This is a genomic window from Stenotrophomonas sp. KH_036_B (genome assembly GCF_057839485.1).
On record NZ_CM174491.1, the window covers coordinates 3,245,914 to 3,272,647 of the forward strand.

23 protein-coding genes and 1 riboswitch are annotated in these 26,734 nt (G+C 66.6%); of the genes, 15 read left to right on the plus strand and 8 right to left on the minus strand.

Annotated features, from left to right (window positions below; translation table 11 throughout):
* Nucleotides 1–41: 41 nt before the first annotated feature.
* Genes AC3ITN_RS14505 through AC3ITN_RS14515 form a run of 3 tightly spaced genes read left to right on the plus strand, consistent with a single transcriptional unit; the run spans nucleotide 42 to nucleotide 1,872 of the window.
* The gene (locus AC3ITN_RS14505; RefSeq protein WP_489390953.1) at nucleotides 42–728 is read left to right on the plus strand and encodes a YceI family protein; all 687 of its coding nucleotides are present in this window, start codon (nucleotides 42–44) and stop codon (nucleotides 726–728) included.
* Nucleotides 725–1,297, plus strand: a complete 573-nt coding sequence (locus tag AC3ITN_RS14510) for a cytochrome b (RefSeq protein WP_489390954.1) — start codon at nucleotides 725–727, stop codon at nucleotides 1,295–1,297. Before AC3ITN_RS14505 ends, AC3ITN_RS14510 begins: the two co-directional genes overlap by 4 nt.
* Before the next feature lie 2 nt (nucleotides 1,298–1,299).
* Nucleotides 1,300–1,872, plus strand: a complete 573-nt coding sequence (locus AC3ITN_RS14515; RefSeq protein ID WP_489390955.1) for a YceI family protein — start codon at nucleotides 1,300–1,302, stop codon at nucleotides 1,870–1,872.
* Between the two features lie 39 nt (nucleotides 1,873–1,911).
* Here the strand turns inward: AC3ITN_RS14515 and AC3ITN_RS14520 are convergent, their stop codons facing one another.
* Entirely contained in the window at nucleotides 1,912–2,157 is a 246-nt protein-coding gene (locus AC3ITN_RS14520; protein ID WP_313346786.1) for a glutaredoxin family protein, read from the minus strand.
* A 131-nt stretch (nucleotides 2,158–2,288) separates the two neighbouring features.
* Here AC3ITN_RS14520 and AC3ITN_RS14525 point away from each other — a divergent pair, with 131 nt between their 5' ends.
* Together AC3ITN_RS14525 and AC3ITN_RS14530 are read left to right on the plus strand one after the other, a co-directional pair.
* Nucleotides 2,289–3,671, plus strand: a complete 1,383-nt coding sequence (locus AC3ITN_RS14525) for an L-serine ammonia-lyase (protein WP_313346784.1) — start codon at nucleotides 2,289–2,291, stop codon at nucleotides 3,669–3,671.
* A gap of 70 nt (nucleotides 3,672–3,741) precedes the next feature.
* A complete protein-coding gene (locus AC3ITN_RS14530; protein ID WP_489390956.1) occupies nucleotides 3,742–4,704 on the plus strand; it encodes an alpha/beta fold hydrolase in 963 nt (320 codons plus the stop codon).
* Nucleotides 4,705–4,805: 101 nt separating this feature from the next.
* Here the strand turns inward: AC3ITN_RS14530 and AC3ITN_RS14535 are convergent, their stop codons facing one another.
* From AC3ITN_RS14535 to metX, 3 genes are read right to left on the minus strand one after another with little or no spacing between them, the layout of a single operon-like run.
* Nucleotides 4,806–5,873: a homoserine dehydrogenase family protein gene (locus AC3ITN_RS14535; RefSeq protein WP_489390957.1), complete on the minus strand. Its 1,068-nt coding sequence runs from the start codon at nucleotides 5,871–5,873 to the stop codon at nucleotides 4,806–4,808.
* On the minus strand, nucleotides 5,870–7,114 hold the full coding sequence (locus AC3ITN_RS14540) for an O-succinylhomoserine (thiol)-lyase (RefSeq protein ID WP_489390958.1): 1,245 nt from the start codon (nucleotides 7,112–7,114) through the stop codon (nucleotides 5,870–5,872). Before AC3ITN_RS14540 ends, AC3ITN_RS14535 begins: the two co-directional genes overlap by 4 nt.
* Nucleotides 7,111–8,139, minus strand: a complete 1,029-nt coding sequence (gene metX, locus AC3ITN_RS14545; RefSeq protein WP_489390959.1) for a homoserine O-succinyltransferase MetX — start codon at nucleotides 8,137–8,139, stop codon at nucleotides 7,111–7,113. Before metX ends, AC3ITN_RS14540 begins: the two co-directional genes overlap by 4 nt.
* A gap of 79 nt (nucleotides 8,140–8,218) precedes the next feature.
* A riboswitch (SAM riboswitch) is annotated at nucleotides 8,219–8,338 on the minus strand.
* A 156-nt stretch (nucleotides 8,339–8,494) separates the two neighbouring features.
* Between metX and AC3ITN_RS14550 the strand changes: the two genes are divergently transcribed.
* From AC3ITN_RS14550 to AC3ITN_RS14565, 4 genes are all read left to right on the plus strand, one after another.
* Nucleotides 8,495–9,385, plus strand: a complete 891-nt coding sequence (locus AC3ITN_RS14550; RefSeq protein WP_489390960.1) for a M23 family metallopeptidase — start codon at nucleotides 8,495–8,497, stop codon at nucleotides 9,383–9,385.
* A gap of 75 nt (nucleotides 9,386–9,460) precedes the next feature.
* Nucleotides 9,461–11,065 (plus strand): peptide chain release factor 3, encoded by a 1,605-nt coding sequence (locus AC3ITN_RS14555; RefSeq protein ID WP_313346768.1) that lies wholly within the window; start codon nucleotides 9,461–9,463, stop codon nucleotides 11,063–11,065.
* Nucleotides 11,066–11,162: 97 nt separating this feature from the next.
* Entirely contained in the window at nucleotides 11,163–11,798 is a 636-nt protein-coding gene (gene trhA / locus AC3ITN_RS14560; RefSeq protein ID WP_489390961.1) for a PAQR family membrane homeostasis protein TrhA, read from the plus strand.
* A gap of 201 nt (nucleotides 11,799–11,999) precedes the next feature.
* Nucleotides 12,000–13,982: an AsmA family protein gene (locus AC3ITN_RS14565; RefSeq protein ID WP_489390962.1), complete on the plus strand. Its 1,983-nt coding sequence runs from the start codon at nucleotides 12,000–12,002 to the stop codon at nucleotides 13,980–13,982.
* 45 nt (nucleotides 13,983–14,027) lie between these two features.
* Here the strand turns inward: AC3ITN_RS14565 and AC3ITN_RS14570 are convergent, their stop codons facing one another.
* Genes AC3ITN_RS14570 through mtgA form a run of 3 tightly spaced genes read right to left on the minus strand, consistent with a single transcriptional unit; the run spans nucleotide 14,028 to nucleotide 16,227 of the window.
* Entirely contained in the window at nucleotides 14,028–14,459 is a 432-nt protein-coding gene (locus tag AC3ITN_RS14570; RefSeq protein WP_313346763.1) for a CBS domain-containing protein, read from the minus strand.
* Nucleotides 14,419–15,438, minus strand: a complete 1,020-nt coding sequence (locus tag AC3ITN_RS14575) for a glycosyltransferase family 2 protein (protein ID WP_313346760.1) — start codon at nucleotides 15,436–15,438, stop codon at nucleotides 14,419–14,421. The genes AC3ITN_RS14570 and AC3ITN_RS14575 overlap by 41 nt, the downstream gene beginning before the upstream one ends.
* A gap of 39 nt (nucleotides 15,439–15,477) precedes the next feature.
* Nucleotides 15,478–16,227 carry a monofunctional biosynthetic peptidoglycan transglycosylase gene (mtgA, locus tag AC3ITN_RS14580; RefSeq protein WP_489390963.1) on the minus strand — a complete coding sequence of 250 codons (750 nt, stop codon included), beginning with the start codon at nucleotides 16,225–16,227 and terminating at the stop codon, nucleotides 15,478–15,480.
* Nucleotides 16,228–16,311: 84 nt separating this feature from the next.
* On the opposite strand from mtgA, the gene hslO reads away from it, so the two are divergent.
* From hslO to AC3ITN_RS14595, 3 genes are all read left to right on the plus strand, one after another.
* Nucleotides 16,312–17,205, plus strand: a complete 894-nt coding sequence (gene hslO, locus AC3ITN_RS14585; RefSeq protein WP_313346754.1) for an Hsp33 family molecular chaperone HslO — start codon at nucleotides 16,312–16,314, stop codon at nucleotides 17,203–17,205.
* Between the two features lie 152 nt (nucleotides 17,206–17,357).
* Nucleotides 17,358–18,182 carry an XOO1806 family protein gene (locus AC3ITN_RS14590; protein WP_313346819.1) on the plus strand — a complete coding sequence of 275 codons (825 nt, stop codon included), beginning with the start codon at nucleotides 17,358–17,360 and terminating at the stop codon, nucleotides 18,180–18,182.
* Between the two features lie 368 nt (nucleotides 18,183–18,550).
* The gene (locus AC3ITN_RS14595; protein ID WP_489390964.1) at nucleotides 18,551–21,382 is read left to right on the plus strand and encodes a TonB-dependent receptor; all 2,832 of its coding nucleotides are present in this window, start codon (nucleotides 18,551–18,553) and stop codon (nucleotides 21,380–21,382) included.
* 145 nt (nucleotides 21,383–21,527) lie between these two features.
* Here AC3ITN_RS14595 and AC3ITN_RS14600 read toward each other — a convergent pair whose 3' ends face one another.
* Entirely contained in the window at nucleotides 21,528–22,130 is a 603-nt protein-coding gene (locus AC3ITN_RS14600; RefSeq protein ID WP_313346748.1) for a TetR/AcrR family transcriptional regulator, read from the minus strand.
* Between the two features lie 156 nt (nucleotides 22,131–22,286).
* Here AC3ITN_RS14600 and AC3ITN_RS14605 point away from each other — a divergent pair, with 156 nt between their 5' ends.
* The 3 genes from AC3ITN_RS14605 to AC3ITN_RS14615 all read left to right on the plus strand — a co-directional run bounded on the left by AC3ITN_RS14605 (nucleotide 22,287) and on the right by AC3ITN_RS14615 (nucleotide 26,219).
* Entirely contained in the window at nucleotides 22,287–23,207 is a 921-nt protein-coding gene (locus AC3ITN_RS14605) for an alpha/beta fold hydrolase (RefSeq protein WP_489390965.1), read from the plus strand.
* The gene (locus tag AC3ITN_RS14610) at nucleotides 23,204–25,681 is read left to right on the plus strand and encodes an acyl-CoA dehydrogenase (RefSeq protein ID WP_489390966.1); all 2,478 of its coding nucleotides are present in this window, start codon (nucleotides 23,204–23,206) and stop codon (nucleotides 25,679–25,681) included. The genes AC3ITN_RS14605 and AC3ITN_RS14610 overlap by 4 nt, the downstream gene beginning before the upstream one ends.
* 64 nt (nucleotides 25,682–25,745) lie before the next feature.
* Entirely contained in the window at nucleotides 25,746–26,219 is a 474-nt protein-coding gene (locus AC3ITN_RS14615) for a hotdog fold domain-containing protein (protein ID WP_489390967.1), read from the plus strand.
* The last annotated feature ends 515 nt before the right edge of the window (nucleotides 26,220–26,734 follow it).

Genomic DNA, 26,734 nt, shown 5'->3' on the forward strand with positions numbered 1-26,734 from the left:
AACAGCGCGTATTATCGGCCCGACCGCTTCTGGAGCCGGCCGTGATCAAACGCCTGACCCTTGCCCTGCTGCTGTGCGCTGCCTCGACGGCGGCCGCCGCCGCGCCCGAAACCTATCGTCTGGACCCGGTGCATACCCGGGTGATGTTCGCGGTGGAACATGCCGGCTTCTCGCATGCGCTGGGCACCGTGTCGGGCAGTGAAGGCACGCTGTCGTTCGATCCGGACGACTGGACCACGGCCAGCCTGTCGGTGCGCGTGCCGCTGCAGCGGCTCGATCTGGGCGATGACAAATGGAACAAGGCCGCATTGGCGCGCAACCTGCTCGATGCCGAGCGCCATCCCGACGCAACCTTCGTCTCCACCCGCGTCGAGCCGGTCGATCCGCAGCACGCCCGCGTGATCGGGCAGCTGACACTGCACGGGGTAAGCCGTGAGGTCGAGCTGGCCGTCACCCTCAATGCACTGAAGCGCCACCCGCTGCCGCCGTTTCGTCGTACCGCCGGCTTCTCGGCCACCGCCACGCTCAGCCGCAGCGCATTCGGCGTGGATGGGTGGCCGTCGATGATCGGCGACAACGTGCAGCTGCGTATCGAGGCCGAAGCACTGCGCGACCGCAACGCCACCGATCCGCAGGACACACCGTCCGTCGACGACGCGGGAACTCCCGCACCGGCCGATGACTCCGACACCCCATCCTCCTCGCCCGCCCGGAAGCGCTCGCCATGACCACCCGAAACACCCGTGACCGCTGGGGCGGCATCAGCCAGGGCCTGCATTGGCTCATTGCGCTGCTCATTCTCGCGCTGGGCATCGTCGGCCTGACCATGGGCGAACTGCCGCGCACCCCGAAGTACTTCTGGGTCTACACCGCGCACAAGTCGCTGGGCATCACCGTGCTGGCGCTGGTGGCGCTGCGCCTGGGCTGGCGCCTGTATGCCGGCGCCCCCGAGCCGGTGCCCGGCACGCCCACGTGGCAGGAACGTATCGCCTCGGCCACGCACTGGCTGCTGTATGTGTTGATGTTCGCGCTGCCGTTGTCCGGCTGGATCTACGATTCGGCCAGTGGCCTGCGTCCGTTCCGCTGGTTCGGGCTGGTGGATGTGCCGAAGCTGGTCGCCCCGGATCCGGCCGCGCGTGATATCTCCCATGCCATCCACGAGTGGGGCTTCTGGGTGCTGATCGCCGTGGTGGTCGCCCATGCCGGTGCCGCGCTGTACCACCACCTCTTCCAACGCGATGCCACCCTTGCGCGCATGTTGCCGCAGGGCTGGCTCGCTTCCCCCCAGAAGGATTGACGATGAACATCAAGCTCACCTCTCCCGCGGCCGTCGCCGCTGCCCTGGCCGGATTGATGGCCACCGCCCCGGTGCTGGCCGCCGATTACGTGCAGGCGCCGGGCGCAGGTTCGCACCTGGCCTTCGCCACCAAGTACGACGGCGAAGTCTTCTCCGGCAGCTTCCCGGGCTTCTCCACCCGGGTAAGCTTCGATCCGGCCAAGCCCGCCGCCGGTACGCTGGACGTGACCATTCCGCTGGCGGGCGCCAAGACCGGCAACGGTGACCGCGATTCGACCCTGCAGACGGCGGACTTCTTCAACGTGGCTCAGTTCGCCACCGCGAAGTACACCGCGAAGGGCTTTACCAAGAGCGGTGACAACACGTACGTGGCCAATGGCACGCTGGAACTGCGCGGCGTGAGCAAGCCGGTCACCTTCACCTTCGCGTGGACGCCGGGCGCCAACCCGGTGTTGACCGGCAAGGCCACGGTCAAGCGCCTGGACTTCGGCGTGGGCCAAGGCGACTGGAAGGACACCAAGACCATCCCGGACGACACCGCCATCAGCACGATCGTAAAACTGCAGGCGAAGTAAACCCGGTGGGGCCGCTGGCCGGCTCCCCGCGGTCAACGATCAGGCGAGCCGGCCCCCGGCCGGCACCACCGCGACGAACGCAGCCACCGCGCGGGCGTCAAAGGGCCAATCCAGCTCCCGGCCCTGCGCGTCACGCAGGACCGGGACGCGCGCACCGTAGCGCTGGTCCAGCGTCGGATCCTCGTCGATGAACACGCTGTTCAGCCCACGCACCCTCGCCTCGGCCAGAACCGCGAGGGCCAGATCGCACAGATGGCAGTCGTCACGCTGGTAGAGGGTGAACATCGGTCGGGTCCTTGCCAGGCAGGCCGTGGCACCCGGGGAAGGCGGCACGCCGAAATGGTGCGCCGCAGCCAGGGTGGCTGCCGCGAAGAGCATAGAATAGCGCTCCATCCGATACCCGCAGTTTGGCAATCATGGCTGTCAGCACGTTCGACGTTTTCAAGATCGGCATTGGCCCGAGCTCCTCGCACACTGTGGGACCGATGAAGGCCGCCGAACGCTTCGTGCACCGCTGGCTGCTGGACCCCGGTTGCCTGCAGGACGTGGTGCGCATCCGCGCCGACGTCTACGGCTCGCTCGCGCTGACCGGCCGCGGTCACGGCACCGACAAGGCGGTCCTGCTCGGCCTGGAGGGGCAGCGCCCGAACCTGATCGACCCGGACATCATTCCCGACACCCTGGAACGCATCCGCGGCAGCAAGCGCATCCGCTTGATGGGTACCCACGAGATCGCCTTCGACGAGAAACGCGACCTGGGCCTGAACAAGCGCCAGAAACTCCCGTACCACACCAATGGCATGCGCTTCACGGCGTATGACGCGCAGGAACAGGTGATCGCCACCCGTGACTACTACTCGGTCGGCGGGGGCTTCGTGGTCAACCAGGACGACGCCGCCGACGATCGCATCGTGCCGGATGAAACACCGCTGCCCTATCCGTTCAAGAGCGGTGACGAGCTGCTCGCACAGACCGCCCGCAGCGGCCTGAGCATTGCGCAGATGATGTTCGAGAACGAGAAATGCTGGCGCACCGAAGACGAGATCCGCGAGCAGCTGCGCGAGATCTGGGAGGCCATGCAGCAATGCGTGGCCCGCGGCATCCGCCAGGAAGGCACCCTGCCCGGCGGCCTGCAGGTCTCGCGCCGTGCGCCGGCGCTGTACCGCGAACTGTCGTCCAAGCCGGAAGCGGCCATGCGGGATCCGCTCACCACGCTGGACTGGGTGAACCTGTACGCGTTGGCGGTCAATGAGGAAAATGCCGCCGGCGGCCGCGTGGTCACCGCGCCGACCAATGGCGCGGCCGGCGTGCTGCCGGCGGTACTGCATTACTTCGACCGCTTCTGCCCGGGCGCCAACGAGCAGCGCGTGTTCGATTTCCTGCTGACCTCTGCCGCCATCGGCATCCTGTACAAGGAAAACGCCTCGATCTCCGGCGCCGAGGTAGGGTGCCAGGGCGAGGTCGGCGTGGCCTGCTCGATGGCCGCCGGCGGCCTGGTCGCCGCGCTGGGCGGCAACCCGAGCCAGATCGAGAACGCCGCCGAGATCGGCATGGAGCACAATCTTGGCCTCACCTGCGACCCGATCGGCGGCCTGGTGCAGATTCCGTGCATCGAGCGCAACGCCATGGGCGCGGTCAAGGCGATCAACGCCTCGCGCATGGCGATGCGCGGCGACGGCAAGCACAAGGTGTCGCTGGACAAGGTGATCAAGACCATGCGCGACACCGGCCGCGACATGCAGGACAAGTACAAGGAAACCAGCCGCGGCGGCCTCGCGGTGAACGTCATCGAGTGCTGATCGGTCACGCGCGGGCTGCCGCGCGTCGCGGCAGGCGGTTATCCTCGGGGCTCCCCCATTGGAGACCGCCATGCGCATCCTGGCCGCCGCCCTGCTTGCCTGCCTGCCCCTGACCAGCCTTGCCGCCGACACCTACGACGCGCGCCTGCAGACGTTCGACTACGGCTGGCCGGTCAAGACCTTCAGCTTCGAATCGCAGCGCCAGCCGCTGGAAATGGCCTACCTGGACGTGCCGCCGGCCGGCCGGGCGATGGCCGGCACCGTCGTGCTGCTGCATGGCAAGAACTTCTGCGCGGGCACCTGGCGCGACACGATCAAGGCGTTGAGCGCGGCCGGGTACCGGGTGATCGCGCCTGACCAGATCGGGTTCTGCAAGTCCAGCAAGCCGCTGCGCTACCAGTATTCGTTCGGCCAGCTGGCGTCCAATACCCAGGCCCTGCTCGCCCATCTCAAGCTGGACACGACCCAGGTGGACCTGGTCGGGCATTCGATGGGCGGCATGCTCGCGGCACGCTATGCGCTGATGTACCCGCAGCGGCTGCGCCAGCTTGCGCTGGTCAATCCGATCGGCCTGGAGGACTGGAAGGCCAAGGGGGTGCCGTGGCGCAGCGTGGATGCGTGGTATGCCAACGAGCTGAAGACCAGCTTCGACAGCATCAAGAAGTATCAGCTGGATGTGTATTACAACGGCGACTGGACGCCGGAGTACGAGCACTGGGCACGCATGCAGGCCGGCATGTACGCCGGTCCCGGTAAAGAAGCCGTTGCGTGGAGCCAGGCGCTGACCTCGGACATGGTGTTCAACCAGCCGGTGGTCTACGAGCTGGACAGGATCACGGTGCCCACCACGCTCTTCATCGGCCAGAAGGACCGGACCGCGATCGGCCGTGACCTCGCACCGGCAGGGTTGAAGGCCACGTTGGGCGACTACCCGACGCTGGTGAGCTTCGACGATCTGGGCCATTCGCCGCAGGTGCAGGATCCGGAGCGGTTCAATGCGGCGCTGTTGAAGGCGTTGTCGGGCAGGAAGTGATCGCGTCCGCCTCCGCAGTGTCCGGACTACCACGGGCGTAGAGCCACGCCCTGCGTGGCTGCGCGGTGCCGGAACGAAGAGCAGCCACGCAGGGCGTGGCTCTACGCGCCAGCTATCCGCAGCACATCGTCGAGGAGCGCCGCTGCGGTTACGTCGGCGCCTGCACCTGGCCCCTGGATCAATAGCGGTTGGGCGCTGTAGCGGTCGCTGTGGATGGCCACGCGGTTGTCGGTCTGGGCGCCGCCGGCCAGGGGATGGTCCAGCGCCACGATGCGCAGGCCGACACGGGCGCCATCACGGTCGAAGCCGCCGATGAAGCGCAGGCAGCCGTTCTGCGCCTGGGCCTGCTCCCACTGCCGTTGCAGTGGTGCATCCAGCAGCGACAGCTGGTCGATGGCCGCGGCGACGGGCAACACGGCCAGTGCATCGGGAACCAGCGATGCGACCTGCACCTGCTCGGCCCGCAGCGCAATGCCACTGGCGCGTGCCAGGATCAGCAGCTTGCGCCGCACGTCTTCGCCGGACAGGTCCACCCGCGGATCCGGTTCGGTATAGCCCGCGTCGACGGCGTCGCGCACCCAGGCCGAGAACGGACGCTGCCCGTCGTAGTGATGGAACAGCCAGGCCAATGAGCCGGACAACACCCCTTCCACCCGGTGGATGCGGTCGCCACCCGCGACCAGGCTGCGCAGGCTGCTGAGCAGCGGCAGGCCGGCGCCCACGGTGGCGCTGTCGCCATAGCGCGCGCCGCCGCCATGGCCGCTGTCGGCGATGGCCTGCGCCCGTGCCAGCTGCGCGCCCCGCCCCAGCTTGTTGGCGGTGACCACGTGCACGCCACGCGCCAGCCAGTGCTCGTGCCAGTTGGCCACCTCGTCACTGGCGGTGGCATCCACCACCACGTCCCCACGCTGCAGGCCGTCGGCCTCGGCCCAGGGCTGCAGCGCCGGCGTGCCGCGCTGGGCACGGTTGGCTTGTTCCAGCGCATGTTCGGGCAACTGTTCGCAGGCACGTGCCGTGCGCGAATTGGCCAGCCAGGAGAACCGCGGCAGCTCGATGCCGCGCGACTGCAGCGACTGATACCGATGCACGAACGCCGTACCGACCGTGCCGGTGCCCAGCAACGCCAGGCGTCGCGGCAGCTCACGGGCGAACGGGATCACCGCGCTCATGCGTCCACCTGTTTGCGCCGTGCCGCCTGCGACTGCAGGTCGATCACGGCCTGCGCGCGTTCCAGCCCGGCCTGCAGGTCAGCGACCAGGTCTTCCACGGCTTCGATGCCAACCGACAGGCGCAGCAGGCCCTCGCCGATGCCGGCGTGCGCACGCGCTTCGGCGGTCATGGCCGCGTGGGTCATGGTGGCCGGATGGGCCACCAGGCTTTCCACGCCGCCCAGCGATTCGGCCAGGGTGAAACAGCGCAGGCCATCGACGAAGGCGCGCACCGCCGCGTGCGGATCGTCGCCCGGGCACGAGGCCAGTTCGAAGGACAGCATGGCGCCGAAACCGCTCTGCTGGCGTGCAGCGATGGCATGGCCCGGATGCTCGGGCAGGCCGGGGTAGTACACGTTCGCCACCGCATCGCTGGCGGTGAGCAGCGCGACGATGCCAACGGTGTTTTCCTGGTGCACGCGCAGGCGCGCGCCCAGCGTGCGCAGTCCGCGCAGGGTCAGGAACGCGTCGAACGGCGATCCGGTCAGGCCCAGCGCATTGGCCCACCACACCAGCTGCTCGTGCAGCGCAGGCTCGCGCGCGATCACCGCACCACCGACGACGTCGCTATGGCCGTTGATGTACTTGGTGGTCGAGTGCAGCACCACATCGGCCCCGAAGGCGATCGGCTGCTGCAGTGCCGGTGACAGGAAGGTGTTGTCCACCACCACCTTCGCGCCGGCCTTGTGGGCGGCATCGATCACGAAGCGCAGGTCGGTGATGCGCAGCAGCGGGTTGGACGGGGTTTCGATCAGCACCAGCGTGGGCGACCCGGCCAGCGCGTCGGCCAGTGAACGCGGGTCGGTCAGGTCGGCGGTGACGAGGTTGAAGTGACCCTTCCTGGCCAACGCGTTGAACAGGCGCCAGCTGCCGCCATACGCATCGTGCGGTACCACCAGGGTGTCGCCCGGCTGCAGCAGCGCGTTGAGCACCAGGTTGATCGCGCCCATGCCGGTGGAGGTGATCACGCCACCGGCACCGCCTTCCAGCTCGGCCAGCGCCTCGCCCAGCAGGTCACGGGTCGGGTTGCCACTGCGCGTGTAGTCGTACTGGCGCTTGTTGCCGAAGCCGTCGAAGCTGAAGTTCGACGACAGCACGATCGGCGGGGTCACCGCCCCATGCGCGGTATCGCGGTCGATACCGGCGCGCACGGCGGCGGTGACACGGCTACAGGACGGTTCGGAACCGGCGGACAGGCTCATGCGTTTTCTCCCGGGGTACGAAATGCGGTGGCGAGGATCGCGTCGATGCGATCGGTTTCTTTCAGGAAGGCGTCGTGGCCGTACGGCGAGCGCAGCACGCGCAGGCTGCCGCGCGGGCCCAGCCCTTCGACCAGGCTGACCAGGTCGGCCAGCGGCACCAGGCGATCGCCTTCGACGGCCACCACCACGGTGGGCACGCTGATCGCCGCGGGGTCGACCCGGTGCAGGTCAATGGATTCGGACAGCCGCAGGTACGCCTCGACCGGCGTGCGGGCGACATACTGCGCGCCCGCCGCATCCAGGTAGTCTTCTGCGGCCACGCGTACACGGCCGTTGACGACTTCCGGCGGCGCATCGAAACGCTCGCCGAATTCTTCCGGCGTGCGGTAGCTGAGCATGGCGAACTGCCGGGCCAACGCCAGCCCATGGCTTTCGGCGCACTGCAGCTGGCCCAGTGCAACGGCCCGGCGCTGCAGCGCGCGCCAGGCGGCGGCATAGGGATGCGGGCGATGCGCGCCGCTGACCGCCACCAGTTTCAGCAGCCGCTGGCGATGGCGCACCGCGAACTGCTGGCCGACCAGCGCGCCATAGGAGTAGCCCACGAAGGCGTGCAACCGGGCGATCCCGAGATGGTCGAGCAGCAGCGCCAGCGCATCGGCCTGGTCGGCGGTATCGATCGGCAGGTCCAGTGCACCGTCGGCACCGATGAAGTCGAAGGCAAGGATGCGCAGCGACGCCGGATCGAGCGTGCGCCCGGCATCGACCAGGCCCTCGGCCCACCCCTTTTCGGGGAACTCGGTGTTGGCGGCAACGTGGCGGTGCGCCGAGATGCCACCGGCCAGGACCACCACCGGTGCGTCGGCACGGCCCACCAGTTCGTAGCGCAGTCGTACCGGACGGGGGCCGCCATGGCGCATCGACAGGATCGCGCCGAGTTCACCGCGCACGGCGCTGCGCCCGGCATCAACCGGAACGCTCAAGGGGGCGAAGGAGTCGGTGGCAACAGCGGCAGTGGCGAAGCTCATGGCGGTATCCCGATAAGGAGAAACGGCCATCGAGCTTTCGCGGAGCTCGCGTTCGAAGTGCACGTACGGTGCACGGTTCGAACCATCTTTCGGAAGACACCACGGTCCCCGCAGGATTTGGCACCTACGCAGGTCGCTTGCGCGCCTGCGGGCTGCCCCGGCTTCAAAGGGCCTGTCCCTCTGCCGGTCTCGATGGTGGAGCCACGATGCCAGCCTCCCGGCAGCGTGTCAATCCTTTCATCGGGATGAAGCGATATAGTTTTTTGTCATCAGGCCGGATGCGGCGGCTAACGGGCCTCTTTCCTGAACGAATGCAGTTGCGTAGAGTCCGCGCACCCTCACTGGAAGATCGACGATGCGCCGGATCCTGCTGCTGTCCCTGATGCTGTGCCCGCTGGTCTCGCTGGCGGCCGGCACCACTGCGGCACCCGAGTGGCGCTCCGGCTGGGGCCTGGTCAGGCCGGCCGATGGGGCCACGCAGGGTCCGACCGCCGGCAACATCGCGTCGATCAAGCTGGAAGGCGGCGCCAGCCGCTGGCAGGCCCGGGTGGACAACCATCTGGCCGGGCCGGTGCAGGTCGCCCTGCGCCAGGACAGCGGGGCCGCGCTGCTGCCGGGGCTGCCGATGCAGGCGGTGCTGCCCGGTTCGGCCAGCGTGGTGGTGGTGCGCCTGCAGTTGCCCCCAGACACCCAGGGCCTCAACCTGCTGCTGGATGCGGTACCGGGCGACCCGGCCGCGCAGCCGCGCGACGTGGCTTACCAGCTGCCCTTCGACGCCAAGCGCTTCCAGGTGACCCAGGCGCCGCAGGGACGATTCAGCCATACCGACGCCGAGAACCGCGACGCGGTCGACTTCGCGCTGCCGGAAGGCACGCCGGTGCTGGCCGCACGCGCCGGCAAGGTGATGCAGGTACAGGGCAACTTCACCGCCAATGGCCGCGACCCGGCGCGCGACCGCGAGCGCGCCAACTTCATCCGGGTGCTGCACGAAGACGGCAGCATGGCCGTCTACGCCCACCTGCAGGCCAACGGGGTGCTGGTCCGCAGCGGGCAACGGGTCGAGGCCGGCCAGCGCATCGGGGTCTCGGGCAACACCGGCTACAGCACCGCGCCGCACCTGCACTTCGTGGTGCAGGCCAATGTGGGCATGCAGCTGCGCTCGATTCCGGTACGGATCGTGGCCCCGCAGGGTGAGCTCCACTTCGCGCGTGAAGAGACCGACCCCGGCCGGGCCGCGTCGCCCTGACCCGCCGACCGCGGCGGCCCGGTATAATCGCCGGCTTATCTCTTTGAAGAGCGCCCCGGGCGGGCGCGTCACGCCATGTCCGAAGTCGCTACCGAAGCTGCGCGCCGCCGCACCTTCGCCATCATTTCCCATCCTGACGCCGGCAAGACCACGCTGACCGAAAAGCTGCTGCTGTTCGGCGGCGCGATCCAGATGGCCGGTTCGGTCAAGGGCCGCAAGGCGGCCCGCCATGCCACCTCCGACTGGATGGCGCTGGAAAAGGAACGCGGAATCTCGGTCACCTCCTCGGTGATGCAGTTCCCGTACGAAGGCAAGATCGTCAACCTGCTCGACACCCCGGGCCACGCCGACTTCGGCGAGGACACCTACCGCGTGCTCACTGCGGTCGACTCGGCGCTGATGGTGATCGACGTCGCCAAGGGCGTGGAAGAGCGCACAATCAAGCTGATGGAGGTGTGCCGCCTGCGCGACACGCCGATCATGACCTTCATCAACAAGCTCGACCGCGAAGGCAAGGAGCCGATCGACCTGCTGGATGAAGTCGAGAGCGTGCTGGGCATCCAGTGTGCGCCGGTGACCTGGCCGATCGGCATGGGCCAGCGCCTCAAGGGCGTGGTGCACCTGATCAGCGGCGAAGTCCATCTGTACGAACAGGGCCGCAACTTCACCCGCCAGGACTCGACCATCTTCCCGTCGATCGACTCGCCCGGCCTGGCCGAGAAGATCGGTGAGCGCATGCTGGCCGATCTGCGCGACGAACTGGAACTGGTGCAGGGTGCGAGCCATCCGTTCGATCTGGAGGCCTACCTGGCGGGCCGTCAGACGCCGGTATTCTTCGGCTCGGGCGTGAACAACTTCGGCGTGCAGCCGCTGCTGGACTTCTTCGTCGAGCACGCGCCGTCGCCGCAGCCGCGCGCCACCACGGGCCGCGAAATCGCCCCGCAGGAAAACAAGCTGACCGGGTTCGTGTTCAAGATCCAGGCCAACATGGACCCCCAGCACCGCGACCGGGTGGCCTTCATGCGGATCTGTTCGGGCCGCTTCGTGGCGGGCATGAAGACCTTCCACGTGCGCACGGGCAAGGACATGAAGCTGGCCAATGCGCTGACCTTCATGGCCAGCGACCGCGAGATCGCGGCCGAGGCCTGGCCGGGCGATGTCATCGGCATCCACAACCACGGCACCATTTCCATCGGCGACACGTTCACCGAGGGTGAGGCGGTGAGCTTCACCGGCATCCCGAACTTCGCCCCGGAACTGTTCCGCCGCGCGCGGCTGCGCGATCCGCTGAAGCTCAAGCAGCTGCAGAAGGGCCTGGCGCAGCTGTCCGAGGAAGGCGCCACGCAGTTCTTCCGCCCGCTCATGAGCAACGATCTGATCCTGGGCGCGGTCGGCGTACTGCAGTTCGACGTGGCGGCCTACCGCCTGAAGGACGAGTACGGCGTGGAAGCGAGCTTCGAGCCGGTCAGCGTCACGACGGCGCGCTGGGTCACCTGCAGCAACGAGAAGAAGCTGGAAGAGTTCCGCGAAAAGAACGCCAGCAACCTCAGCATCGACGCTGCCGGCCAGCTGGTGTACCTGGCCCCGACCCGGGTGAACCTGCAGCTGGCGCAGGAACGCGCGCCGGACGTGCGCTTCGCGGCAACCCGCGAAGCCGCCCACAGCGTCTCGGTCGGCTGACGGCTGACCGGGCGTTGGACGATGGCGCGTGCAAGCGCGCGTCATCACGGCGATGATAGGGGGGAGCGGGTCCCCCTCCCCGCGCAATCTCATCGCCATGACCTCAGTTGCTTCCGTACGTGAAGAAATCGCCAGCGCCCTGACCCACGGGTTGGGCGCCGTTGCCGCACTGGCTGGCAGCGCGGTGCTGATCACCCTTGCCGCGATCTACGGCGACGCCTGGCAGCTGGCCAGCGCGATCGTGTTCGGCGTGGCCCTGCTGCTGCTCTACACGGCCTCCACGCTCTACCACGCGATCCAGCACCCGGTCGCCAAGGGTCGCCTGAAGGTGTTCGACCACTGCGCGATCTATCTGCTGATCGCCGGCACGTACACGCCGTTCACGCTGATCGGCCTGCGCGGCGGTCCCTGGGGCTGGGGCATGTTCACGGCGATATGGGCGCTCGCGGTGTCCGGGGTGATCTTCAAACTCTTCTTCACCGGCCGCTTCAAGCTGCTCTCGACCATCATCTACATCGCGATGGGCTGGATGGTGCTGGTGGCGATCAAGCCGATGTGGTCCTCGATCGACGGCTGGACACTGGGCTGGCTGTTCGCCGGCGGCCTCTCCTACACGCTCGGCACCTACTTCTACCACCGCGAATCGATCCCCTACTCCCACGCCATCTGGCACCTGTTCGTCATCGGCGGCAGCGTCTGTCACTTCATAGCGGTAACCGCGCAGGTGCTGTAGCACCGGCGCGGTTTCCGCTATGAAGTGACACCCAATCCTGCTTCGCAGGATTGGGCCCCGTGGGCGTGCCACCTATCCCCGCGCCTGTAGGCGCGCCCCCTTAACAAAAGGGGGCTTGCACGTTCTGCAAGCTCACCTCGCTGACGTATCGCTTACGTAAGCTTCGCGTTACGTGCACGAAGAACGGGCAAGGATGGGTGGGTGAATACCGTTCCCGCTCCTGCGTCGCCTACTCCCTCCTCCCGCTCACGTTGGCGCCTGCGCCGCCCTGGCAAGCGGGGGCAACGCTGGCTGGCGGTGCTGGTGTTCCTGTTTGCGCTGGTGCTGGTGGTCATCGCGCTGTGGGATTGGAACTGGTTCAAGGGGCCGGTTGAGCGCGCCGTGCAGGCCAAAACCGGGCGCGAATTCCGTATTGGCGGCAACCTGGATGTTGACTTGGGGCGCACCCTGACCGTGCGCGCCGATGGGCTGACCTTTGCCAACGCCGAATGGTCCAAGAAGCCGCGCATGGCCAGTGCCGACCGGGCCGAGATTGATCTGCGCGCCTGGCCGCTGCTGCGGGGTGACATCCAGATTCCCGAAATTCGCCTGACCCGCCCGGACCTGCTGCTTGAAACCGCGCCCGGCAAGGATCAGCCCGGCAATTGGGATTTCCTGGGGCCCAGCGACGGCAACCCGCCGGTGCTGCGTCGTCTGCTGGTCGAGGACGGCAGACTGCAGTTCCTGGATGCTGCCGGCAAGACCGACATTCTCGTTGCCCTCACCAGCGGCAAGCCGCGCAACGCGGATGGTGCCCCGCCCCTGCTGGTCAACGGCAAGGGCCGTTGGCAGGGCAATCCGTTCACCCTGGACGGCAATACCGAATCGCCGCTGGAATTGACCAACAGCGATCATCCGTTCCGCATCCACCTGGACGGCCGCGCCGGCAATACCCACGCCATTGCCAGCGGCACCCTCACCAACCCGTTTGCACTGCGCACTTTCGATCTTGATCTGGCCCTGAGTGGCCAGGACATGGAAGACCTGTATCCGCTGATCGGCCTGGCGATTCCGTCCACCCCACCGTACCGGCTCAAGGGCAGGCTCAAGCGCAACAACGATATCTGGCGCTACGAGAACTTCACCGGCGTGGCCGGTGACAGCGATCTTGGCGGCACCGCCCAGATCGAAGTGGGTGGAGATCGCCCGTTGCTGAAGGCCGATCTGGTCTCCAAGCGGCTCGACTTCGACGATCTGGCCGGCTTCATCGGTGCACCGCCCAAGACCGGTGCCGGTGAATCGGCAAACGCCGAGCAGAAGGCCGAGGCCGCCGCGCTCGCCGTGAAGGCCAAGGTACTGCCGGATACGCCGTACAACCTGGGCAAGCTGCGCGCGATGGACGCCGATGTGCGGTGGAAGGCACAGCGCATCAATTCTCCGGTACTGCCGCTGGATGACATGGATGCGCACCTCAAGCTCGACGACGGCCTGCTGCGGCTGGAGCCGTTGAACTTCGGCGTTGCGGGCGGCGACATCCGCAGCACCATCCGCATGGATGCGCGCAAGCCGACCATTGCCACCCAATTCAAGGCCAGCATCCGCAAGGTGCAGCTCGGCGGCCTGTTCCCCGATGCCAAGCTTGCCGAGCAGGCGTCCGGCGGCATCAGTGGCGAGGTCAACCTGAGCGGGACCGGCAACTCCGTCGCGGCGATGCTTGGCAGCTCGGATGGCTCCGTTGCGATCGGCATCGGCCGCGGCCATGTCGGCAACCTGATCATGGAGCTGGCCGGCCTGGATGTGGCCGAATCGCTGAAGTTCCTGTTCACCGGCGACAAGCAGATTCCGCTGCGCTGCGCCTGGGGCGACTTCGGCGTGGCACGTGGCGTCATGACCTCGCAGCAGTTGGCCTTCGACACCACCGATACGCTGATCCTTGGCGAAGGCACAGTGGACCTCAAGCAGGAAAAGCTCGACCTGCTGCTGCGTCCGCGCCCCAAGGACATCAGCATCCTGGCGCTGCGTTCGCCGCTGCGCATCGGCGGCACGTTCAAGGATCCCTCGTTCCGCCCCGACTTCAAGGCACTGGGCGTGCGCGGCGTGATCGCGCTCACGCTGGGCAGCATCGCCCCGCCTGCCGCCCTGCTGGCCACGATCGAAACCGGGCCGGGTGAAGATTCGAACTGTGGTGGCCGCTACGCGAAATGAACACGTCCCGCGCGCCGGTCCACGACCGGCGCTGGCGGGCGGCGATCAGCCTGCCACGATGTACTGCTGCAGCTGGTCCAGCTTCTGCGCCTGCTCGTCGATCACCGACTTCACCAGATCGCCGATCGAGATCACCCCGATCACGCCGCTGCCGTCCACCACCGGCAGGTGCCGGATGCGGTAGTCGGTGACCAGTTGCAGGCAGTGCTCCACCTGCTCGCCCGGCGCAACGGTGACGACCTTGGCGGTCATGATGTCGCTGACCCGGGTAGTGCGCGAGGACCGCTCGTGCAGCACGATCTTGCGTGCGTAATCGCGCTCGGACAGGATGCCGACCAGCTGCCGGCCTTCCATCACCAGCACCGCGCCGATGCCCTTCTCGGCCATCAGCCGGATCGCGTCGATCACCGCCGATTCCGGGGCTACTGCGAAAACCTCAGGGGACTTGCCTTCCAACAGCTGTCGTACCGTGGTCATCTCGCTGCTCTCCACCGATGGGATGCAGGGCCGAGTCTGCCACGAACGGTGCCTGCCAGGTGTCAATCAGGTACAGCGGCCGCTGCTTGGATTCCTCATACAGCCTGCCCAGGTATTCACCGATCAGGCCCAGCGCGATCAGCTGCACGCCCCCCAGGAACAGGATCACCGCCATCATGGTGGGATAGCCGGCCACCCGGTCGCCGTACAGTGCCGCCTTCACCACCACCCACATGCCGAACACGAACGCGGCGGTGGCCGTGGCCAGCCCGAGATAGGTGGCGGCGCGCAGCGGTACCGTGGAGAAACTGGTGATCGCTTCCAGCGCCAGATTCCACAGCTTCCAGAGCCCGAATTTGCTGTTGCCGACCATCCGCGCCTGCCGGTGGTACGGCAGCGCCTTGCGCCGGAAGCCGACCCAGCCGAACAGCCCTTTCATGAACCGGTGGCGTTCACGCAACTGACCCAGCGCCTGCAGCGCACGCGGTGAGAGCAGGCGGAAATCGCCGGTATCGGCCGGAATGGGCGTCTTCGACAGACGCCCGATCACCCGATAGAACGCCGCCGCGGTGCTGCGCTTCAGCCAGCCCTCGCCGTCGCGCACCAGGCGCGTCCCGTAGACGTTGTCGTACCCCTGTTGCCACAGCGCGACGAAGTCGGGAATCAGTTCCGGCGGATCCTGGCCATCGGCGTCGAGAATCATCACCGCACCGTCCTCGACCCTGTCCAACCCAGCGGTCAAGGCGGTTTCCTTGCCGAAGTTGCGCGACAGGCGCAGCAGGCCCACCGCCGCATCATCGGCCGCCAGCTGCTGCATCACCCGCCAGGTGGCATCGGTACTGCCGTCGTCCACGTAGACGATCCGGCCATCGATACCGTCCAGCCCATCCAGCACCGCACGCAGCCGCGGGTGCAGCAGGGGCAGCGCCATGGCTTCGTTGTGGGCGGCAATGACCAGGGTCAGGCGTTGGGCAGGCATGCGCGGAGTGTACCGTTGCGCCGTCACGCGCATGCATCGTCAGTTGTCATCGAGGTAGGCACCGCCTCCCAGCTGGCGTGCCTGGCGCTGGATCCACGCAGCGCGGCGCTGTACGTAGGGCCCGGGCCTGGCGGCGCTGTAGCGGCGCGGCGCGGGCAGCACCGCCGCCAGCTTCGCACTCTCGCCCGGGGTCAGGCGCGCCGCGTCCTTGTTCCAGAACTGCCGGGACGCGGCCTGGGCGCCGTAGATGCCATCGCCGAACTCGGCGATGTTGGCGTACATCTCCAGGATCCGCGACTTCGGCCACAGCGCCTCGATCAATACCGTGTACCAGACCTCCAGGCCCTTTCGGATCCAGCTGCGGCCCTGCCACAGGAACAGATTCTTGGCCACCTGCTGGCTGATCGTGCTGGCGCCCCGGAGCCGGCCACCGCGCGCATTGTGGTCACGCGCCTTCTCGATCGCCTGCAGGTCGAACCCGTTGTGCTCCGGGAAGCGCTGGTCCTCCGCTGCCACCAGCGAGATCGGCAGGCTGGCCGCCATCTGGTCCAGGTCGCGCCACTGATAATGCAGCCGGTAGCGCCAGTCGCCCTGGCCCAGCGCCTCGCCGTAGCGCCAGAGCATCACCGTGGACAGCGGCGGATCGACCACGCGCAGCACCACGACCTGCAGCACGCTGCCCACCACGAACAGCACGGGCAGCCACAGCAGGTACTTCCAGCGCCAGCGGCGCGGGCGTGACGGTTCCAGGCCCGGATCGGCCTTGTGGTTGCTGCGCTCTGCCCCCATTACTGGTGCATCCTCTGCTTGCATGGTTGTCGGCGCATTATCCGGCAACACGCCCCCATTTAAATAAGCGCAGCCACCGACCCGATGACCGCCCAGACCGATTCCCTCGTCCGCTTCCTGCTCCCCGATGCCGGCGTCCGCGGCGTGCATGTGCACCTCGACGCCACCTGGCAGGAAATCCTGTCCCACGCCAGCTATCCGCCCGTGGCGGCTGAACTGCTGGGCGAAGCCAGCGTGGCCTCGGCCCTGTTCACCGGCCACACCAAGGTGGATGGACGCCTGTCCATCCAGCTGCGCAGCAGCACCGCCATGCGCACCCTGTTCACCGAGTGCACCGCCGCCGGGACCCTGCGCGGGATCGTGCAGATGTCCGACGAGGGCGATGCCCCACGCGACCTGACCGCCCTGGGCGACGACGCGCTGCTGGCCATCACCATCGAAAACCCCGGCCTGGACCCGCGCGAGCCGCAGCGTTACCAGAGCCTGGTCGGACTGGGCGCGCCGGGCCTGGATGAGGCGTTCGAAGACTACTTCCGCCAGTCCGAACAGCTGCCGACGCGCCTGCTGCTGGCCGCCGACGGCACCCGCGCCGCCGGCCTGCTGCTGCAGAAGCTGCCCGGCGACGGGGGTGACGAGGATGGCTGGGTCCGCGCCAGCGCCCTGTTCGAGACCCTCGGCAAGCAGGAACTGCTCGACGTGGACGCCGAAACGCTGCTGGTGCGTCTCTTCCACGAGGAGAACCCGGAACTGCTGGGTGCCCGCCCGCTGCGCTTTGCCTGCTCCTGTTCGCGCGAGCGCGTGGAGAGCATGCTGCAGTCGCTGGGCGAGGAGGAAGCGAGGGCCTCCGCCGAGGCCACCGGTTCAGTCGATATCCGTTGCGAATTCTGCGGACAGGAGTATCACTTTCCCTTGACGGAATTCGACATACTGTTCAGCGACGCCGTCGTTTCATCGCCGGCACCTGAACGGCTTCAGTAATCGCCGCGCGAGTTTTGTTCTGGGGAGAACCAAGACTTGTTAAGAAATCATAAACGCCCTAGGATCAGTGTCCCGCTTCGGCGGGAACTTGTGTTCATCACCGCTGTCTGAGAGTTCCCATGCGTGCCCTTCTGCGTCTACCGCTGGCCCTGATGATCGCCCTCGCCGCGATCCCGGGCGCGCATGCGCAATCCAAGGCACGCCAGGACAGCACGGTGATTCCGGTGTGGAACAAGGGCAGCGGCAAGGTCGAGGCCCTGCTGTACCTGGAACCCACCGGTGAGCAGGCGGCCGGCGCGCGCTGGCACTTCGGGCGCAGCTCGCTGGACGCGGCCTTCGGGCTGTCCTCCGGCGATTCGCTGGGCCTGCTGTGCAACAGCAGCCGCGGCACCAGCATCAGCGGACTGGCCAGCCATTGCATGCTGGCCAGCCTGGGCGACGATGACGACAACACCCTGAGTCGCCGGGTCACCGGCACGGCGGCGTTCAACCGCCCGGGCGGTCGCCTCGGCATCACCGCCGGGACCGGCAAGGACACGCTCCCGGCCTGGCTGGCCGGCCCGAACAAGTCGCCGGCGCTGCGCGCCGAGCAGAACGACCTGACCGTGTTCGGCCAGAAGAACATCGGCCGCGAGGGCTTCGTATCCATTGGCGGCACCTACGCCAAGGCGCGCCTGGTGCCCCTGTCCGATGTCTCCCCTGCCCTGGTGGACCGCTGGGACAGCAAGAGCCTCACTCTGGGTGCCGGCTATGGCAACTTCAGCGGCAACATCATCGGCCGCGTGGTCGATGTGCCGGGCCAGCCCGGCAAGTGGGAAGGCCTGGGCGTCGGCCTGACCTGGCGTACGCCCTGGAGCGGCCAGCTCACCGTGGGTGCGGAGAACGTCATCACCCGCGGCAAGAACCCTTTCGCCCCGCGCAATGAAAGCACCGACGAGGGCACCGTGCCCTACGTCCGCTACGAACAGGATCTCTGAGAGGGTCGCCCCTCCAGTCTGCTGACCAAGGCGCGTCTCCGACGCGCCTTTTTTCTGCGCGTCGCCTGTGACCGGCCCTCCATTCAGATAGGGCCGATGGCGCCAGATTTGAAAAAATGTGCTGAAAGTCATGTCTCAAGTTGACCCCCTCAAGACCCCATTTGCCCCCCTCGGTGACGGAAAGCCTTGTCCCGCAAGGACTTTGCCGAATTTCACCCAAAACACATGAAGTATTAACGGGTCTTTAATTTCTCTGACGACGTGGTTACTATCGAGTCAGCTTCACGATTTGGAGTCGCCTTTCGCCTCCGCGTCGAAGCCCATCCAATACCACGTAGCACCCAAGTCCCCTTGGAGAGAGAGAGCCAATGAATTGCAGGACAAACAAGCTGCGCGACGCCATCGCGTTCGCGCTGGTGGTCACCGCTGGCAGCAGCGGCGCCGCCTTCGCACAGGACAACACCCAGACCCTGGACAAGATCGAAGTCACCGGTTCGCGCATCAAGCGCGCTGACCTGGAGTCCTCGCAGCCGGTCTTCACCATGAGCCGCGAGCAGATCCAGGCCCAGGGCCAGACCTCGATCGGCGACATCATCCAGAACATCGCCACCAGCGGCTCGACGCTGAACAGCACCTACAACAACGGCGGCAACGGCGAAACCCGCGTGAACCTGCGCAACCTGGGTTCCAGCCGTACCCTGGTGCTGGTCAACGGTCGTCGTTGGGTCGGTGGTACCGGCCTGGGTGGCGCAGTCGACCTGAACACCATTCCGTCGGCCGCTGTTGAGCGCGTGGAAGTCCTGAAGGACGGCGCCTCGACCATCTACGGTTCGGACGCCATCGCCGGCGTGGTCAACATCATCCTGCGCCAGAACTTCGACGGCGCCGAAGCCAACGCCTACTTTGGTCAGTACGACAAGGGCGACGGTTCGCGTGAAGCCTATGACTTCACCATCGGCTCGGCCGGTGACAAGTGGCACGCCACCCTGGGTGTCGGCTACGTGAAGGAAGAGGCCGTGTGGGCGGGCGACCGTGCCATCTCCTCCGTGCCGGTCTACGGCGCAGTGCCGTACACGGGCAACAGCTCCACCACCCCGGAAGGCCGCTTCGGCTTCTACCAGCAGGTCGGCACCAACCCCGACGGTTCGCCGCGCTTCGGCGCTGCGCGTCCGAATGGCACGGAAGGCTACTTCATCACCGGCAACGGTGGCAGCACCTTCCGTAACTACACCCAGGCCGACAGCTTCAACCACGCGCCGGGCAACCTGCTGATCACCCCGCAGGAACGCACCTCGATCTTCGCCGACGCCGGTCTGAACATCACCGACAACGTGCGCTTCAAGACCACGGTGACCTACAACGAGCGTGAGTCCGAGCAGATCCTGGCGGCCATGCCGATCGTGCTGGGTCGCGCCGCACCGGGCACCAACGGCGCCAATATCGTCATCGACGCCGACAACATCTACAACAACACCGGCCGTGATATCGACTACATCCAGTACCGTGCAAACGAGACTGGCGGTCGTATCTACAAGCAGAACGTGAAGACCTACGCGTTCAACGGTGCGTTCGAAGGTGACTTCGAAGTCGGCAGCCGGTTCTGGAACTGGGAAACCGGTATGTTCTACGGCAAGAACGACCAGACCGACGTCACCACTGGCTTCTTCAACATCTCCGCGCTGCGTAACGCCCTGGGCCCGTCGTTCATCGATGCTGGCGGCGTGGCACGTTGCGGCACCGCAGCCAACACGGTCGACGGCTGCGTGCCGATGAACATGCTGAGCGGCGCCGGCTCTCTGACCCCGGAAATGATCGATTACGCCGGTTTCACCGCGCATGACGTCTACGGCTACGAGCAGAAGACCTATTACGGCAGCATCGGTGGCGAGCTGTTCGACCTGCCGGGTGGCGCGTTCGCCTTCTCGCTGGGTGCCGAACACCGTGAAGAGTCCGGCTTTGACGGCCCGGACGCCCTGATCAACTCCGGCGACACCACCGGCAATGCGCGTACTGCGACCGACGGCAGCTACAAGCTGGACGAAGCGTACCTCGAACTGGCGATCCCGCTGCTGTCCGGCGTGACCGGCGCGCAGCTGCTGGACTTCAGCGTGGCGACCCGCTTCTCTGATTACAGCAACTTCGGCAACACGACCAACAGCAAGTTCGGTTTCCGCTGGAAGCCGATCAACGACCTGATGATCCGTGGTAACTGGTCCGAAGGCTTCCGCGCTCCGACCATCAGCGAACTGTACTCGGGCATCAGCGACACCTTCGAAGACGTGGCCGATCCCTGCGCCGGCGTCCAGACGGGCAACGCCAACACCCCGCCGGCCAGCTGCGCAGGCGTGCCGGCGTACAACCAGTCCAACTCGCAGATCCGTACCACCACCGGTGGCAATCCGAATCTCGGGCCGGAAACCTCGACCTCCAAGACCCTGGGCTTCGTCTACAGCCCGAGCTTCGCACCGGGCCTGGACGTTTCGGTTGACTGGTGGAACATCAAGATCGAAGGTGCCATCTACGCGCAGACCGCCCAGCAGACGCTGGACTCCTGCTATGACCAGGGCGTGGCTTCGCAGTGCGACCTGATCGAGCGTGACAGCACCGGCCAGATCTCGAACCTGCTGGCCGTGCCGAGCAACGTCGGTACGATGGAAGTGGAAGGCTGGGACGTGACCCTGGGTTACCGCCTGCCGGATACCACCTACGGCAGCTTCAGCTTCGTGCTGGATACCGCGTACACCTCGAAGTACACCATCGAAGATCCGGTGACCGAAGGCTACAACCGCGTCGGCAACTACCTGAGCCGCGACAACTACTGGCGTGTGCGTTCCAACCTGCTGGTTGCCTGGCAGCTGGGTGACTTCGGTGCGACCGCATCGGCACGTTACTACTCGCGTCAGAACGAAGACTGCACCGGCACCGCTTTCGGTGGCGCCAACTTCGCTCTGCTGTGCTCGGACGCCGATCATATTGGCCTGGGTGGCGATGCGGATCCGCAGCGCAAGATCTCCAGCGTCACGTACACCGATCTGAGCGCCTACTGGCAGTCGCCGTGGAACGCCCGCATCACCGTGGGTGTCAACAACGCCTTCGACCGCGATCCGCCGAAGTCGTACACCACGTTTGCCAACAGCTTCGACCCGCAGTATGAAATCCCGGGTCGCTTCCTCTACATGCGCTACAACCAGAAGTTCTGATCTGGCTGTAACCGTGTAGTGTTGGACGACAACGGCCCCGCAAGGGGCCGTTGTTGTTTGTGCGGCAGGCAGTGCTCCGAGCACCGCGACGAAAAAAAACGGCCCTCGCGGGCCGTTTCTCGTCTGCATCGTGGTCGGCGGCAACTCAACCGATCGGAATCAACGTCTCGATCACGTGCTCCACATACGCCTCGAAGTCCTCGCGCGCCGGCTTGGGCTGCTGCAGCTGCAGCGACAACTGCAGGAAGCCCACATAGGCGGCGTACGCCAGACGCGCGCGATGCTGCGCATCGGTACGGCTCAACCCGGCCTGGCGGAACGATGCCACCAGGTACTCCAGGCGGCGGTGCGAGACGCGGTCGATGACCGGGCGCACCATCGGGTGATCCAGCGCCTTCAGCAGTTCGCTGTAGATGATGTGCGGCTGCACTTCATGGGCCACCACCTGGAACAGCTGGCGCAGGCGCGCACGCGGGTCCGGTACGTCTTCCAGGCTGCCGAACACCTGTTCCTGTTCGAACAGCTCCCAACGCTCCAGCGCGGCCTGCAGCAACGCGTCGCGCGAGGGGAAATGCCAGTAGAAACTGCCCTTGGTCACGCCGAGGCGGCGGGCCAGCGGCTCCACCGCCACCGCACCGACGCCTTGTTCAGCGATGAGGTCCAGGGCGGCCTGGGCCCAGTCTTCCGCGCTCAGGCGGCTGTTGCGGCCGGCACGTGGCTCGCCGGCGGAAGCGTCAGGTTCATTCATGACCATGATTTAACCATACGCCGGGGTCGGTTTGTATGGAATTGCGCGCCCATGGGACCCCAGACCCTGTAGAGCCACGCCCTGCGTGGCTGCCCCGCCACCCCAACCATACTAGAGAGTATTGACATGCCAAAAGCCAGGTCCATACTAGCAAGTATGGTAACCCCGACCCCCTCCCTGCCCGCCACCACCGACGAGAGGCTGACCGCCGCTCACGAGGCCGTGCTGGCCGCCACCCGTTCGGGCCCCGGTCGTCGCGGCACCGTGCTGTTCGCGCACGGCTTTGGCCAGACCCGTCATGCATGGACCGCCACTGCAGAGTCGCTGGCCAGGGCCGGCTATGAAACGCTGGCCTACGACGCGCGTGGTCACGGCGATTCGGACTGGAACGCGGCGGACCTGCCCTACCACGGCGAACAATTCGCCGACGACCTCATCGTGCTGGCCGGCGAACAGCCGCAGCCGCCCATTCTGGTGGCAGCATCGATGGGCGGGCTGTTCGGCCTGCTCGCCGAGGCACGCTGGCCGGGGCTGTTCTCGGCGATGGTGCTGGTCGACATCACCCCGCGCTGGGACACGGCCGGGGTCGAACGCATCCTGATGTTCATGACCGCCCATCCGGACGGATTCGCCTCGCTGTCGCAGGCGGCCGACGTGATTTCCGCCTATATGCCGCATCGTCCACGCAAGTCCGATGATTCGTTGCGCGCCCTGCTGCGCGAGGACGGTCAGGGACGCTGGCGCTGGCATTGGGACCCGCGTCTGGTCGCCGAACTGGCGCGCGACAGTGAACACCACCAGGATGCGCTCGCCGACGCGGCGCGCCAGGTGAAATGCCCGGTGCTGCTGGTCAGCGGCGGGCGCAGCACCCTGGTCACCCCGCAAACGGTGGCCGAGTTCCTCGCGTTGGTGCCGCACGCACGCCACGTGCAGTTGCCGGAGGCCACGCATATGGTCGCCGGCGACGACAACAACGCCTTTACCGCTACTGTGTTGGACTATCTGGACGTGTTGCCCTCGGCCTCCGCCGTGGCACAGTCCGCCACAACCGAGCACGTCACCGGAGCACGCTCATGAGCATTGTCGTCCCCTTCCTCGCCATCCTGCTGGCAGGCGCAGTCGTCGCCTACCATCGGATGCGGCTGATCACCTGGACGCTCACCAGCCTCGTGCTGCTGGCGGCCTGCTGGTTCATTCCCTACATCAACCAGACCGCAACGATCGTGGCCGCCGCCATCGTCGCCGTCATCGCCGTGCCGCTGCTGCTGCCGTTCATCCGCAAGCCGCTGCTGACCGCGCCGATGATGAAGGTGTTCCGCAAGGTGCTGCCGCCGCTGTCGCAGACCGAGCGCATCGCGCTGGAAACCGGCTCGGTCGGTTTCGAAGGCGAACTGTTCACCGGTGACCCGGACTGGAACATCCTGCTCAGCTACCCCAAGCCGCAGCTCACCGCCGAAGAACAGGCCTTCCTGGATGGCCCGGTGGAAGAGCTGTGCCGCATGGTCAACGACTGGGAGATCACCCACGTCTACGCCGACCTGCCGCCGGAACTGTGGAGCTTCATCAAGAAGAACAAGTTCTTCGGCATGATCATCCCGAAGGAATACGGCGGCCTGGGCTTCAGCGCGCTGGCCCACCACAAGGTGATCCAGAAGCTGGCGTCGGTGTCGAGCGTGGTGAGCTCCACCGTCGGCGTGCCCAACTCGCTCGGCCCCGGTGAACTGCTCAACCACTACGGCACCCAGGCGCAGAAGGACCAGTACCTGCCGCGCCTGGCCGATGGCCGTGAAGTACCCTGTTTCGGCCTGACCGGCCCGTTCGCCGGCTCGGATGCCACCTCCATTCCCGATTACGGCATCGTCTGCAAGGGCGAGTGGAACGGCGAGCAGGTGCTGGGCGTCAAGCTCACCTTCGACAAGCGCTACATCACGCTGGCCCCGGTGGCCACGCTGATCGGCCTGGCCTTCCGCATGTACGACCCGGATGGCCTGATCGGTACCACCCGCGACATCGGCATCACCCTGGCCCTGCTGCCGCGTGATACCGCCGGCGTGGAAATCGGCCGTCGCCATTTCCCGCTCAACTCGACCTTCCAGAACGGCCCGATCCGCGGCAAGGATGTCTTCATCCCGCTGACCCAGCTGATCGGCGGTGCCGAGAAGGCCGGCAAGGGCTGGAACATGCTCAACGAGTGCCTGGCCGTGGGCCGCTCCATCACCCTGCCCTCCACCGCCAGCGGCGGTGCCAAGGCCGGCGCGGTGGTGACCGGTGCCTACGCACGCATCCGCAAGCAGTTCGGCCTGTCGGTCGGCCGCTTCGAGGGCGTGGAAGAAGCGCTGGCCCGCATCGGCGGCAAGGCCTATGCGATCAGCGCGCTGTGCCAGGCCACGGCCGCTGCGGTGGATCGCGGCGACGTGCCGTCGGTGCCCTCTGCCATCGCCAAGTACCACTGCACCAGCATGAGCCGTGAGGTGATCTCGGACGTGATGGACGTGATCGGCGGCAAGGGCATCATCCTGGGGCCGCGCAACTTCGCCGGCCGCAGCTGGCAGGCCGCACCGATCGCGATCACGGTCGAGGGCGCCAACATCATGACCCGCAGCCTGCTGATCTTCGGTCAGGGTGCGATCCTGTGCCACCCGTGGGTGCTGAAGGAAATGAAGGCCGCGCAGGATCCGGACACCCGTGCCGGCCTGCAGGAATTCGACCGCAGCTTGTTCGGCCACATCCGCTTCGGCATCTCCAACGCCGTGCGTTCGTTCTGGTTCGGCCTGACCGGTGCCCGTTTCGGCGCCGCTCCGGGCGATGCCTACACGCGCCGCTACTTCCGCAAGCTGGACCGCTACTCGGCCAACCTGGCGCTGATGGCCGACATCTCGATGATGACGCTGGGCGGCAAGCTGAAGTTCAAGGAATCGCTGTCCGGCCGCCTGGGCGACGTGCTGAGCCACATCTACATGACCAGCGCCATGCTCAAGCGTTACCACGACGAAGGCGCACCGACGGCCGACCAGCCGCTGCTGGCCTGGGCCTTCCATGACAGCGTGCACAAGATCGAAGAGTCGCTGTCTGCAGCGCTGCGCAACTTCCCGATCCGTCCGATCGGCTGGCTGATGTGGCTGCTGATCTTCCCGTTCGGCCGCCGTGCCGAAGCGCCGGGCGACCGCCTGGGCCACCGTGTGGCGGCGCTGCTGATGGCCCCGAACGAAGCCCGCGACCGTCTGGCCAATGGCGTGTTCCTGACCCCGTGCGAGAACAACCCGGGCGGCCGCATCAACAGCTACCTGTCCAAGGCGATCATGGCCGAGCCGGTGGAGCGCAAGTTCATCAAGGCGCTCAAGACCAAGGGCATCGAGGCGCTGGACTTCGTCACGCAGCTGGACGAAGCCGTGGCCGAAGGCGTGATCACCCAGGACGAACGCACCCTGCTCGAAGAGCTGCGTGCCATCACCCTGGAAACGATCACGGTGGACGACTTCGACCCGAAGGAACTGCGCTCGGCCGGGTACTACGACCGCGAACAGAAGGACGTGCAGTCCGAAGCGGCGTAAATCCGCATCGACGCACCCCATACGGCGGACTTCGGTCCGCCGTTTTTTTTGAGGAGACACATCCATGGCCGCTCCCCTGTTGAACCTGTACCACCGCATGCAGCGCTGGCCGGCCGGCCAATGGCTCTTCTCACGTGCGGTCTGCTTCAAGGCCCCGTACTTCGCCAGCATCGCGCCGCGCATCACGGTGCTCGAACCCGGTCGCTGCGAGGGCCGCATCGCGCACCGGCGCAAGGTCACCAACCACATCGGCACGGTGCACGCGATCGCGCTGTGCAACCTGGCCGAACTCACGGCGGGCCTCATGGTGGATGCCTCGCTGCCCAAAGGCATGCGCTGGATCCCCAAGGGCATGGAAGTGAAGTACCTGGCCAAGGCCACCGGCCCGCAGCAGGCGGTGGCTACGCCGGCCCAACCGATCGTCGCTGCCGACGCCGGCTACGCGCTGCCGGTCAACGTGCAGATCCGCGACACCTCGGGCACTGCGGTGTTCGACGCGCGGATTGATATGTGGGTGTCGCCGGTCAAGAAGTCTTGAGGCTCCACGCGAAGGGCAGCGTTTCAATTCATACGAGCTGGGGCGGCCGTCGGGCAGCCCCGCTCCGGGATATCCCGTGCCTTCGGCCCGCGATATCCGCGCATTCCACCTCATCCCCGCGCCGTTGGCGCGCCCCCTTCAACAAGAAGGGGGCTCTTCCCCCAGCAGGGTCCGCGAACGAACTGCAGACACGCATGGCGTGTCTCTACGAGGGACGCCGAGCCCACCGCGACCCCGGCAGCATCACGCATGCTCGCGCACGCGTGCCCGGTAGGGTTGCTTCCCAAACAACCGCCCGCGATGCCGATCGCATGGCGACGACTAAAAAAACGGAAACCGCCGTCGCCGTTGATCTCCATAGGCCACCCGCCAACCGTCAAAGGGTCGGCGGGGGTGGGTTTGCGGGACTGTAGAAAACATGGGCACGGCGCATGCGCCGGGCGGGTTGGGCAGGACGCCCAACCCAGGCCTTGCCGTGTACGCAGGATTGCGTACACGAGCAAGTTTTCTACAAG